Below are 11,752 nucleotides of genomic sequence, written 5' to 3'. Positions count from 1 at the left end.
CGCCCCGCCGCAAGCCCCTCCGCCCGTCGTCCGCGGCCAGTAGGGTTCGGGGTGCCGACGGAGGGAAGAGCATGAGCGCAGGCCTGTCGATCGACCGCATCGCCGCATGGGTGGCGGACCAGAGGTGGTACGCGAGCAAGGGGCGGCGCCCCGAGCTGGAGGTCCGCGGCGCCTGGTCGCTGCACCCCGGCGAGGCGGAGGTGGTGGACCACCTCTTCATCGACCGGGCAGGCACCAGCCCGGTGCTGTACCAGGTGCCGGTGACCGTCCACGCGGCTCCGGTGCCCGGGCTCGAGGACGCCCTCGTCTACTCCGACGACGCGCACTTCGTGTACGACGCTCCGCGCGACCCGGTGTTCGCCCGCGCCCTGCTCGGGATGATCGCCGACGGTGGCCGCTCCGACGAGGACGGCGCCCAGGGCGGCGCCCGCGCCGAGGGCCACCGGCAACCGGGTGCCGCGATCGGGGCGTTCGCGTCCTCGAAGGTGCTCAGCGGCGAGCAGTCGAACACCTCGGTGATCGTCCGCACCACCGCCGACGACGGATCCGACGCGACCCCGGTGATCGTCAAGGTCTTCCGCGCCCTCCACCACGGCGACAACCCGGACGTGACGGTGCAGTCGGCGCTCAACGCCGCCGGGAGCGCCCTCGTCCCGCCCGTGATCGGCAACGTGACCGGCGAGTGGGACGACGAGGGCGAGGAGACGGGCCGCGCCTTCGGGCACCTCGCCTTCGCGCAGGAGTTCCTCCCCGGGGTCCAGGACGCGTGGCGCGTCGCCCTCGAGGCGGTCGCCGCCGACTCCGACTTCACCGGACCCGCCCGCGAGCTGGGCCGCGCCACCGCCGAGGTGCACGCGACGCTGGCGGAGGTCATGCCGACCGAGGACACCACGTCCGAGGTCGTCGAGCGGATGGTCGCGGCCATGCGCCGTCGCCTGCGCATCGCCTCGGCCGAGGTCCCCGTGATCGCCGAGGACTCGGAGGCGATCGAGGCCGTGTTCCGCGCCGCCGAGACCGCTCCGTGGCCGAGGCTCCAGCGCATCCACGGCGACTACCACCTCGGGCAGGTCCTGTCCGTGCCCGATCGCGGCTGGGTGCTCCTCGACTTCGAGGGCGAGCCGCTGCGGCCCATGCACGAGCGCCGTCTTCCCGACGTGGCGCTGCGCGACGTGGCGGGGATGCTGCGCTCCTTCGACTACGCGGCGGGTGCGCACGAGCAGGCCGAGCCGGGCGCCTCGAGGGCGGCGTGGGCGGCGGCGAGCCGTGCCGCGTTCCTCGAGGGCTACGCCGAGCAGGCGGGCGACGCGGTCACCGCGCACCGGGCGGTGCTCGACGCGTTCGAGCTCGACAAGGCCGTCTACGAGGCGATCTACGAGGCGCGCAACCGGCCGGAGTGGCTGTCGATCCCGGTCGCCGCGGTGCAGCGCCTCGCCGGACGCTCGTAGGGTGGCAGGCATGAGCGACGACACCGACGACAAGAAGCCCCTGGACCCGCTGAGCGACTTCAGCATCCCGGGCGACACCGATCTGCACACGACCGGCGACGCCTCGGGCGCGGACGGCGACGAGGTCGCGGAGCCCGGAGCGGACGAGGACTGAGCCGCCTGCTCCGCGGGGCCTGCCTCGGCCGTCGGCTCCGCTGAGCCGGCGGCCGTCCTAGCCCAGCGGGGCGAGCGGCTCGACCGCCGGCCCCTCCAGCACCGTCCCGTCGGCTGCGAAGCGGGAGCCGTGCAGCGGGCAGTCCCAGCTGCGCTCCGAGTCGTTCCAGGTGACGATCCCGCCCAGGTGCGGGCACACCGCCGACACCGCGCAGCGCCGCCCCTCCACGGTGGAGACCGCGACGGGCTGCAGGCCGTCGCGGGCGAGCGAGCCCTGGCCCTCCGCCGGCACCACCCCGGCCGAGCGGGGCGCGCGGAGCGCTGCCGACCAGCCGCGGGCGTACCAGGCGCCCACCGCCAGCCCGGCGCCGAGCCCCTCCGCCATCACCCGCGGCAGCGTGGGCCGGCGGTGCAGCGTCCTCGCCCAGGCCGGCGTCGCGCCCTCGAGGTCGGCGACGAGCGTCAGCGCGGCCTGCACCGCGTTGGTCATCCCCCACTTGTCGTAGCCGGTCGCCAGGAAGATCCGTCCGCGGCCCCGCGGCAGCCAGCCCACGAACGGCACGCGGTGGAACGGCTCGTAGTCCTGGGCGCTCCACTGCGCGACCGGCTCCGCCCCCGGGAAGGACCGCCGCGTCCAGGCGACCAGGTCGTCCACCGCCTCCGAGGTGACGGGCCTGCGCCCCACCGGGTGGCCGTTGCCGCCGATCAGGAGGAGCCGCTCGCCGTCGCGCTCGGCGTCGCGCACCGAGCGGGACGGCTCGTCGACCGAGAGGTACATGCCGTCGGGGATCGGCGCGTCGGTGCGGAACGCGACCGCGTACGAGCGCAGCGCGGCGATCTTGGCGAAGTAGAGGCCGCGGTCGAGGATCGGCGCCCCCGTGAGCAGGTAGGCCCGGTCCCCGGTCACCGGGCCCGCGCTGGTGCGGACCCGGACGGGAGCGGTCGCTCGCATCCCGAGGGCCCGGACGCCCTGCACCAGGCTGCCCCCGGCGGCGCGGAAGTCGGCGGCGAGCGCGGTGAGGACGTCCATCGGGTCGAACTGGGCCTGGTCGTCGAGGGCGACGGCCGCCGTGCTGGGGAACGGCACGTCGAGCTCGCCGACGAGGCGGGTCGCGAGGCCGAAGCGGCGCGCGGTCGCATGCTCCTTCAGGACGGCGTCCACGCCCTCGGGCGTCTGAGCGTAGCTGTAGGCGGTGCGCCTCTGCACCGGCACGCCCGCGCCCTCGCAGTAGTCGAGCAGCCAGCGGAAGCCCGCGAGGTTCGCCGCGACGTAGGCCTCGGTCACCGCGGGGATGTTGCGCTCCGCGATCCGGGAGAGGTGCGCTCCCTGCAGGAGGCTGAGCTTCGCCGTCGTGTTCCCGGTCGTGACGGCGCCGACCTCCCGCGCCTCCAGCACCAGCACGCGCCGGCCGGTCCGCTGCAGGAGGAGCGCGGTGACCAGCCCGGTGAGCCCGGCGCCGACCACGACGTCGTCGTAGTGCGCGCCCGGCACGAACTCGTCGGAGGGGATCGGAGCCGCGCCCGCCCGCCAGAGGGAGCGGGGCCGCGGGGCCGTCGTGGTCGTGTCCTCCGGAGTCATCGGGAGTCCCTCCGTTCAGGGGCCGGACGGCCCGCGAGCGACGCTACGCGGAGCCTCCGGGACCGTCACGGTGTTGACACGTCGCGGGACGCGGGCTCAGAGCCAACCCCACCGCTTGAAGAGCCGGTGCAGCACCACGCTCGAGGCGAGCATCGCCGCGAGCGCCGCCGGGTACCCCCACGCCACGTGCAGCTCGGGCATCACGTCGAAGTTCATGCCGTAGATGCTCGAGATCATGGTCGGCGCGAAGAAGATGGCCGCCCAGGCGGAGATCCGCTTGACCTCGTCGTTCTGCTGGTTGCCCACCTCCGCGAGCTTCTTCATGTCCTCGTTCTGGCGCTGGGCGACGAGGGTCGCGTTCACCGCCAGGATCTCCCGCAGCGTGGTGCGGAAGCCGTCGACCCGCTCGGTGACGAGCGCGACGTGGTCGGCGACGTCGCGGATGTAGCGGCGCAGCTCCACATCCGACTGGAACACCTCGAAGTCGGTGACGAGCCGCCCGAGCATGCCGGTCAGCGGAGCGACCGCGCGCTGGAAGTCCAGCACCTCCTGGCTGAGCTCGTAGATGCGGCGGGACACCGCCGGGTCGCCCTCGAAGACCTGCGCCTCGATCTCGTCGATGTCGTTCTCGAGACCGGCGACGACGGGCGAGTACTGATCCACGACGGCGTCGAGGATCGCGTACAGCACGGCGACCGGGCCGACGCGCAGCAGCTCCGGATCGGCCTCCATCCGCCGCCGCACCAGCGAGAGGTCGGGCTTCTCGGAGTGGCGGACCGTGACGACGAAGTTCGACCCCACGAACAGGTGGAGCTCGCCGAAGTCGACCTCCTCGCGCTGGTCGGAGTAGCTGGCGGCGCGCAGCACCACGAACATGTCGCTGCCGTACCGCTCGAGCTTGGGCCTCTGGTGCGCGCTGATCGCGTCCTCGAGGGCGAGCGGGTGCATCGAGAACTCGTCCTCGAGCGCGGCGAGCTCGGCCGCGTTCGGCCGGTACAGCCCGATCCACGCCATCGCGTCGGGCAGCTTCTGCAGGGCGGCGAGCGCCTCCGGGATGCTGCCGGGAGAGACGACCCGGCGGCCGTCCTGGTAGATCGCGTTGTCGACCGTGCTGGTGCGGACCGGCTCGTCGTCCGGGCGCAGACGCTGGATGGGAGCGGTGTCCTCGGCGGCGGCGCGGGTGCGCGAGCCCAGACCCAGGATCGTCGCGGGGACGCGGGGCAGCTTCACGACCATCTCCTCTGCTCGACCGACGCCCTATTGTGCACCTCCCGGTGAACGGGAGGTGTCCGCTGCGCCGCCGGTGTCGGAGGGCCTCACTAGCCTGGAGTCGCTCCCCCGGACGACGCAGAGGAAGGACGACCGTGAAGCTGCTGCACACCTCGGACTGGCACATCGGCCGCACCTTCCACGGGCACTCCACGACGGCGGCGCTCGCGACCGTGCTCGAGGCCCTGGTCGAGACGGTGCGGGCCGAGCGCGTGGACGCGGTGCTGATCGCCGGCGACGTCTTCGACTCCGCCGTGCCCGCCGCGGAGCACTACACCCTCCTCACCCGCACGCTCGAGGCGATCCGCGCGGCCGGCGCCGAGGTCGTCCTCACCAGCGGCAACCACGACTCCCCCGCCCGGCTCGGCTTCCAGGCGGGGCTCCTTCGCGGAGCGGGCGTCCACGTCCTCACCGACCCCGAGGCGTACGCCGAGCCGGTCGTGCTGCGCGACGCGTCCGGGCTCGAGGTCGGCGTCCACGGCATCCCCTTCCTCGAGCCCGCCCTCTACCGCCACCGGCACCCGGAGGAGCAGCTGCGCCGCCACGAGGACGTGCTCGCCTTCGCGATGGCGCGGGTGCGCGCCGCCGCCGAGGCGGCGGGCCGTCCCTGGGTCGTGCTCGCGCACTGCTTCGCGGTCGGAGCCCCGGCCGCGGTCCTCGAGCGCGACATCACGGCGGGCGGGCTCGACTACGTCTCGGTCGAGCACTTCGCCGCGGCCGACTACGCGGCGCTCGGGCACATCCACGGACGCGCCGAGCTGCTGCCGGGAGTGCGCTACTCCGGAGCGCCGCTGCACTACTCGTTCGGCGAGGCGTCGAAGCCGCGCGGCGCCTGGCTGGTGACGATCGGGCCCGAGGGGCTCGAGGGCGTCGAGTGGTCGCCGCTCCCCGTGCCGAGGAGGCTCAGCGTGATCGAGGGCGAGCTCCAGCAGCTGCTGCGCGATCCCTCCCTGGCCGAGGTGGAGGGCGACTGGGTCTCGGCGGTGCTCACCGATCCCGTGCGCCCGCTCGACGCGATGGCGCGCCTGCAGTCGCGCTTCCCCGGCTGCGCCACGCTCGAGCACCGGCCCCCGCACGCCGTGGCCGAGCCGCGCGCGTACGCCGAGCGGATCCGCGGGCGGAGCGACGTGGAGGTCGTCGACGACTTCCTCGCCCACGTCCGCGGCGGTCACGGCGCCACGGAGACCGAGCGCGCCCTCACCCTCGACGCGCTCGCGGCCGTCGAGGCCGAGGCTCTGCGGTGAGGATCCGCCGACTCGCCTTCGCCGGACTCGGACCCTTCCGCGCCGAGCAGTGCGTCGACTTCGGCCGGCTCGAGGACGTGGGCGTGTACCTCATCGCCGGGCGCACCGGAGCGGGCAAGTCGACGATCCTCGACGCGATCGCGTTCGCGCTCTATGGCTCGGTCCCCCGCTTCGACGGCACCGCCTCGCGCCTCCGGAGCGACCACAGCGGCCCCGAGGACGAGACCTTCGCCGAGCTCGACTTCGAGGCGGCGGGACGCGTCTACCGCGTCCGGCGCTCGCCCGAGTACGAGCGGCCGAAGCGGCGCGGCACCGGCACCACGACCCAGCCGGCGAAAGTCGAGCTGCTGGAGCAGGTCGACGGCACCTGGGTCGGGCTCTCGTCGAGCGCGAAGGAGGTGGGCGCCGACATCGGCCGGATCGTCGGCCTGACGAAGGACCAGTTCCTCCAGGTGATCCTGCTGGCGCAGAACCGCTTCCACGAGTTCCTGCTCGCGAAGAACGACGACCGGCAGCGGCTCCTGCGCACGCTCTTCGCGACCGAGCGCTTCGATCTGCTCCGCCGCCGCCTGCTCGAGCAGCGCGACGCGAGCGCCGTCGGGCTCGAGGAGGAGCGCGCGGCCGTGACGGCGCTCGCGGACGAGGCCGTCCGGCTCCTCGATGACGGAGCCGAGCCGCCTCTGCCGGACGCCGCCTGGTTCGCCGGGCTGCCGGCGCGGCTCGCCGCTCCGCTCGAGGCGGCCCGGGCCGGCTCCGCCGCTGCCGACGCGGCGCACGAGGCCGCGGGCACCGCTCTCGACGAGGCACGGCGCATCGCCCGGGGCCAGGAGCGGCGCCGGCGCGCCCTCATCGAGGCGGAGGAGCTCGTGGTCGCCGAGGCGCACGTCGAGCAGCAGCGGGCCGCGATCGAGCGCGCGCGCCGGGCCGACGGCGTGCTGCCGCTGCTCCGCTCCGCCCGGGCAGCCGCCGAGAAGGAGCGGGCCGCCCGGCAGCAGCGCGACCTCGCGGCCGACGCCTACGGGGACGCGTCCGGGGGCCCGGCCGCCGAGACGGCCGAACGGCTCGCCGCCGTCCTCGGCGCCCTCACCGAGGCGCTGGCCGAGGAGCGCCGGCTCCCCGACGCGGAGCGCGTCGCCGAGCGGTCCGCGCGCGCCGAGCAGGCGGCGGCGACCGCGCTCGCGGGGATCGAGGCGGAGCTGCGCGAGCTGCCCGCTCGAGTCGACGCGCTCGCCGGCGAGGAGGAGTCCCTGGCCGGGGAGGCCGCCGCCGTCCCCGCGCGCGTCGACGAGCTCGACGCGCTCGAGCGGAGGATCGCCGCGGCCCTCGAGCGCGATCTCACTGCGGCGGGCCTGCAACGGCTCCGCACGGCCTACGCCGACGCGGCGCGCGTCCACGGCGAGCGCGCCGCGGAGCAGGCCGCCCTGATCGCGCGCCGGTTCGCCGGGTTCGCCGGGGAGCTCGCCGAGCGGCTGGAGCCGGGCGAGCCCTGCCCCGTCTGCGGCTCGTGCGAGCACCCCCGCCCGGCCGAGCACGACGGCCCGACGACGGTCGGCACCGACGACCTCGACCGGGCCCGCGTCGCGGTGGAGCGCGCCGCCGCCGCCCTCGACGGCGCCCGCGAGCGCGAGGGAGCCGCGGCTCGGGCTCTCGCGGCGCTAGAGGAGCGCGTGGGCGAGGACGCGGATCCGGAGTCGCTCCGCCCGGCGCACGAGGAGCGGCTCGCCTCGGCGCGCCGCGCCGCCGCCCGCATGGAGGAGCTGCGGCGCGAGCGCACCCGGCTGCGCACCCGGATCGACGCTCTCACGACCGGACGGGACGCCGCTCGCGAGGAGCACCGCGCCCGCGCCGACGAGTCCGCCCTCGCCGCTGAAGCGCTGCGGCTGCTGCGGGAGCGCGTCGAGGCCTTCCGCGACGGCGCGACGAGCGTCGCCTCGCGGGTCGAGCAGCTGAGTGCCCAGCGCCGCCGTGCCGTCGCCCTGGTCGAGGCCGAGGAGGCGGCCGTCTCGCGGTCCGAGGCCGCCGCCGCCGCCCGGGAGGAGCTCGCCGAGGTCCTCGCCGAGCGCGGCTTCACGACCGCCGAGGAGGCCGAGTCGGCCGCGCTGGCCAGCGGGGACCGGGCACGGGCCGAGGCCGTCGTCGCCGAGCACGAGCGACGGCGGAGCGCGACGGAGGCGGTGCTGTCCGACCCGGAGCTCCGCGGACTGCCGGGCACGGCCGTCGACCTCGCCGCCGCCGAGGAGCGCTCGCGCGAGGCCTCCGCCCGTCGCGACGAGGCGCGAGCCGGCCTCTCCGTGCTCGAGCACCGCTCGGAGCGCCTGGCCGAGCTCGCCGCGACGGCCGCGGGCCGCCTCGCCGTGCTGGGTGAGCGTCTCCACCGCCACGAGGAGCTGCGCGCGCTGGCCGAGACCGTCTCCGGCCGGGGGCAGAACACGCGCCGGATGGACCTCGAGGCCTTCGCCCTCGCCGGACGCCTGGAGGAGATCGTGACCGCGGCGAACCTCCGCCTCGACGCGATGACCAGCGGCCGCTACGCCCTCGCCCACGACGACTCGCTCGCCTACCGCGGTGCCGCCTCCGGCCTCGGGATCGACGTGCTCGACGCCTTCACCGGCGTCCGCCGGCAGCCCGCCTCGCTCTCCGGCGGCGAGACGTTCCTCGCCTCGCTCGCCCTCGCCCTCGGCCTCGCCGACGTGGTGACGGCGCAGTCCGGCGGCATCTCGCTCGAGACCATGTTCATCGACGAGGGCTTCGGCTCGCTCGACGCCGAGACGCTCGAGACGGCGCTCAGCACGCTCGACGAGCTGCGGTCGGGCGGTCGGACGATCGGCCTGATCAGCCACGTCGACGCGATGCGCGAGCGGCTGCCGATCGGCCTCCGCGTCGCGGTGGGGCCGCGCGGCGACTCGACGATCCTCACCGGCTGAGCGGCCGCTCCCGGGCGAAGGGGCGGCGACGGCCCGCTCCCTCCTCTCGCACTGCAGCAGCGAGCGCGCCCGCGCCCGCTGCTAGGGTCGTGCGCAGTGACACGGGGTGCCCGCCAGGGCTGAGAGAAGACCCGTTGAACCTGATCTAGTTCGTACTAGCGAAGGGATGTCGCGAATGAGCATTCGCACGCCTGTCCACCCGACCCTCCCCGCCGACACGGCGCCCGACCCGGCGTCCGTGGGTCGCGATCTCGCCGAGCTCCGCGCCGCCGAGCCCCTGGTGCAGTGCATCACGAACACGGTCGTCACCGGCTTCACCGCCAACAGCCTCCTGGCCCTCGGCGCCAGCCCGGCGATGTGCGACCTGCCCGGCGAGGCGGGCGTCTTCGCGGGCCTCGCCTCCGCGGTGCTCGTCAACCTCGGCACGCCCGGAGCGGAGCAGCGCGAGGGTGCTCGCGAGGCGGTCGCCGCGGCCGGACGCGCCGGCACCCCGTGGGTGCTCGATCCGGTCGCCGTGGGCCCGCTGCCCGTCCGCACCGCTCTGGCGGTGGAGCTGCTCGAGGCGCGGCCCGCGATCATCCGCGGCAACGCCTCCGAGATCCTCGCCCTCGCGGGAGCCGGTGCGGGCGGCCGCGGCGTGGACGCCGTCGACACCGCCGAGCAGGCGCTCGACTCCGCCCGCGTCCTCGCCCGCCGCACCGGCGGCGTGGTCGCCGTCTCGGGAGCGGTCGACCTCGTCACCGACGGCGAGCGGATCGTCCGGGTCACGGGGGGCCACCCGCTGCTGACCCGCGTGACCGGCGGCGGCTGCGCGCTCGGCGCCGTGATGGCGGCGTTCCTCGGCGCGGGCGCCCGCCCGCTCGACGCGGCCGTCAGCGCCTCCGCGGTCTGGGGCCTCGCCGCCGAGCGGGCCGCCGCCGCGAGCAGCGGTCCCGGGTCCTTCGCCGTCGGCCTCCTCGACGCCCTCGCTGCCCTCCAGCCGGCCGACGCCGAGGCCGGGGCGCGGATCGCATGAGCCTCGACCTCTCGCTCTACCTCGTCACGGACACCGCCCAGTGCGGCCCGCGCGGCGTGCCCGCGGTGGTCGCCGCCGCCGTCCGGGGCGGAGTCACGACCGTGCAGATCCGCGATCACGACGCCCCCGCCGCCGAGCTCGTCGCCCTGACCCGGGCCGTCGCCGCCGTCCTCGACGAGCGCACGACCCTGCTGGTCGACGACCGCGTCGACGTCGCCCTCGCCGCCCGCCTCGCGGGCGCCCGCGTCCACGGCGTCCACCTCGGGCAGTCCGACCTCCCCGTCACCGCCGCCCGCTCGCTGCTCGGACCCGACGCGGTGATCGGGCTCACCGCGAACACCCCCGAGCACCTCGCCGCCGTCCGCGCCCTGCCCGCGGGGACGGTCGACTACCTCGGCGTCGGCGTCATCCGGCCCACCGCGACCAAGCCCGACCACCCCGCTCCCCTCGGTGTCGACGGGTTCGCCGCCCTCGCCGCGGCCACGGCGCTGCCCTGCGTCGCCATCGGCGGAGTCGGAGCCGCGGACGCGGGGCCACTCCGCCTCGCCGGTTCGGCCGGCCTCGCGGTCGTGTCGGCGCTCTGCACGGCCGCCGACCCCGCGGCGGCCGCCCGCCTGATCCGAGCGGAGTGGGACCGGTGACCGCCGGCGCCCGCGTCCCCCGTGTCCTCAGCATCGCCGGCACCGATCCGACCGGCGGTGCAGGCGTCCAGGCCGACCTCAAGTCGATCGGCGCGCTCGGCGGCTACGGCATGGCGGTCGTCACCGCGCTCGTCGCGCAGAACACGCACGGTGTCCGCTCCGTGCACCTGCCACCCGCCGCGTTCCTCCGCGAGCAGCTCGACGCGGTGAGCGACGACGTCACGATCGACGCGGTGAAGATCGGGATGCTCGCCACGGCCGAGTACGCCGGAGTCGTCGCCGAGTGGCTCGATGAGGTCCGCCCGCCCGTCGTGGTGGTGGATCCGGTGATGGTCGCGACCAGCGGTCACCGGCTGCTCGCTCCCGAGGCGGAGGACGCCGTGCGCGACCTGCTCCGCCGCGCCGACCTGGTGACGCCGAACCTCCCCGAGCTGGGCGTGCTGGCCGGAGAGCCGACCGCCTCCGACTGGCCGGCCGCGCTCGCGCAGGGGGCGATGCTCGCCCGCGCCCTCGACGCCGCCGTGCTGGTGAAGGGCGGCCACCTCGACGGCCCCGCCACCCCGGACGCGATCGTCACCCCCGACGGCCTCGTGCGCGAGGTCCCCGGCGAGCGCGTCGCCACCTCGAACACGCACGGCACCGGGTGCTCGCTCTCGTCCGCGATGGCGACGCTCCTGGCCGGGCGCGACGCCTCCTCCGACGCCCTGGTCGAGGCGCTGACGGAGGCCAAGGAGTGGCTGACCGGCGCCCTGCGCGCCGCCGATGCTCTCGAGGTCGGCTCCGGCAACGGCCCGATCGACCACTTCCACCGGCAACGTCCTCCGGCGTTCTGCGCGGACGTCTGGGAGCGGACGCGGACCCTCCGCGACGAGATCGACGCGCTCCCGTTCGTGCGGGCCCTCGGCGACGGCTCCCTCGGGCGGGAGGACTTCGAGTGGTACCTCGAGCAGGACGCTCTCTACCTCACCGAGTACGCCCGCGTCCTGGCCGTGGCGGCGCAGCGCGCGCCGACCACCGCCGAGCAGGTCTTCTGGGCCGAGGGCTCGGCGTCCGCCCTCGCGGCGGAGGCGCAGCTGCACCGCGACCGGCTCGGGACCCGGGACGCGGCTCCCGCGCCCGTGACCCGCGGCTACACCGACCACCTGCTCGCGGTCGCCGCGGGCGGCGGCTACGGCGAGATCGTCGCCGCCCTGCTCCCCTGCTTCTGGCTCTACGCCGACGTCGGGTCGCGCCTCGCCGCCTCCGGGCACCCCGAGCACCCCTACGCGGACTGGCTGCTCACCTACGGCGACCCGGTCTTCGCGACGGCCACCGAGCGGGCGATCGAGTTCACGGAGCAGGCCGCCCGCGACGCCTCACCGAGGGAGCGCGCCGCGATGAGGGACGCGTTCCTGCGGTCGAGTTCGTTCGAGAAGGACTTCTTCGCCGCACCGCTCGCCCGGACCGGCTGAGCTCTCAGCCGGCCCGGCCGGGTGCGCTCAG

The 11,752-nt window shown here is 75.7% G+C and carries 9 protein-coding genes and 1 riboswitch; of the genes, 7 read left to right on the top strand and 2 right to left on the bottom strand.

Going from position 1 to position 11,752, the window contains the following annotated elements:
• The first annotated feature begins 71 nt into the window (after positions 1 to 71).
• Entirely contained in the window at positions 72 to 1,445 is a 1,374-nt protein-coding gene (locus tag C5C71_RS07710) for a phosphotransferase (protein WP_104246557.1), read from the top strand.
• 10 nt (positions 1,446 to 1,455) lie between these two features.
• Complete coding sequence (locus tag C5C71_RS17550) at positions 1,456 to 1,599, top strand: hypothetical protein (protein ID WP_159914626.1); 144 nt, start codon at positions 1,456 to 1,458, stop codon at positions 1,597 to 1,599.
• A 57-nt stretch (positions 1,600 to 1,656) separates the two neighbouring features.
• Here the strand turns inward: C5C71_RS17550 and C5C71_RS07705 are convergent, their stop codons facing one another.
• Together C5C71_RS07705 and C5C71_RS07700 are read right to left on the bottom strand one after the other, a co-directional pair.
• Complete coding sequence (locus C5C71_RS07705) at positions 1,657 to 3,177, bottom strand: FAD-dependent oxidoreductase (protein WP_104337461.1); 1,521 nt, start codon at positions 3,175 to 3,177, stop codon at positions 1,657 to 1,659.
• A 96-nt stretch (positions 3,178 to 3,273) separates the two neighbouring features.
• On the bottom strand, positions 3,274 to 4,413 hold the full coding sequence (locus C5C71_RS07700) for a magnesium and cobalt transport protein CorA (RefSeq protein WP_104262517.1): 1,140 nt from the start codon (positions 4,411 to 4,413) through the stop codon (positions 3,274 to 3,276).
• Positions 4,414 to 4,541: 128 nt separating this feature from the next.
• Here C5C71_RS07700 and C5C71_RS07695 point away from each other — a divergent pair, with 128 nt between their 5' ends.
• The 5 genes from C5C71_RS07695 (at position 4,542) to thiD (ending at position 11,721) form a co-directional block, all read left to right on the top strand.
• Positions 4,542 to 5,690 (top strand): exonuclease SbcCD subunit D, encoded by a 1,149-nt coding sequence (locus C5C71_RS07695; protein WP_104337460.1) that lies wholly within the window; start codon positions 4,542 to 4,544, stop codon positions 5,688 to 5,690.
• A complete protein-coding gene (locus C5C71_RS07690) occupies positions 5,687 to 8,614 on the top strand; it encodes an AAA family ATPase (protein ID WP_104337459.1) in 2,928 nt (975 codons plus the stop codon). Before C5C71_RS07695 ends, C5C71_RS07690 begins: the two co-directional genes overlap by 4 nt.
• Positions 8,615 to 8,706: 92 nt before the next feature.
• Positions 8,707 to 8,798, top strand: a riboswitch (TPP riboswitch).
• Positions 8,790 to 9,629, top strand: a complete 840-nt coding sequence (gene thiM, locus C5C71_RS07685; RefSeq protein ID WP_104337458.1) for a hydroxyethylthiazole kinase — start codon at positions 8,790 to 8,792, stop codon at positions 9,627 to 9,629. (Overlaps the previous riboswitch by 9 nt.)
• Entirely contained in the window at positions 9,626 to 10,270 is a 645-nt protein-coding gene (thiE, locus tag C5C71_RS07680) for a thiamine phosphate synthase (protein ID WP_104337457.1), read from the top strand. Before thiM ends, thiE begins: the two co-directional genes overlap by 4 nt.
• The gene (gene thiD, locus C5C71_RS07675; RefSeq protein ID WP_104337456.1) at positions 10,267 to 11,721 is read left to right on the top strand and encodes a bifunctional hydroxymethylpyrimidine kinase/phosphomethylpyrimidine kinase; all 1,455 of its coding nucleotides are present in this window, start codon (positions 10,267 to 10,269) and stop codon (positions 11,719 to 11,721) included. The genes thiE and thiD overlap by 4 nt, the downstream gene beginning before the upstream one ends.
• Positions 11,722 to 11,752 lie beyond the last annotated feature (31 nt).

The sequence above is a fragment of the Rathayibacter sp. AY1C1 genome (genome assembly GCF_002932105.1).
GTDB lineage: Bacteria > Actinomycetota > Actinomycetes > Actinomycetales > Microbacteriaceae > Rathayibacter.
Note: the sequence above shows the minus strand (reverse complement) of the source record. Positions and strands in the feature narration are given on the sequence as shown.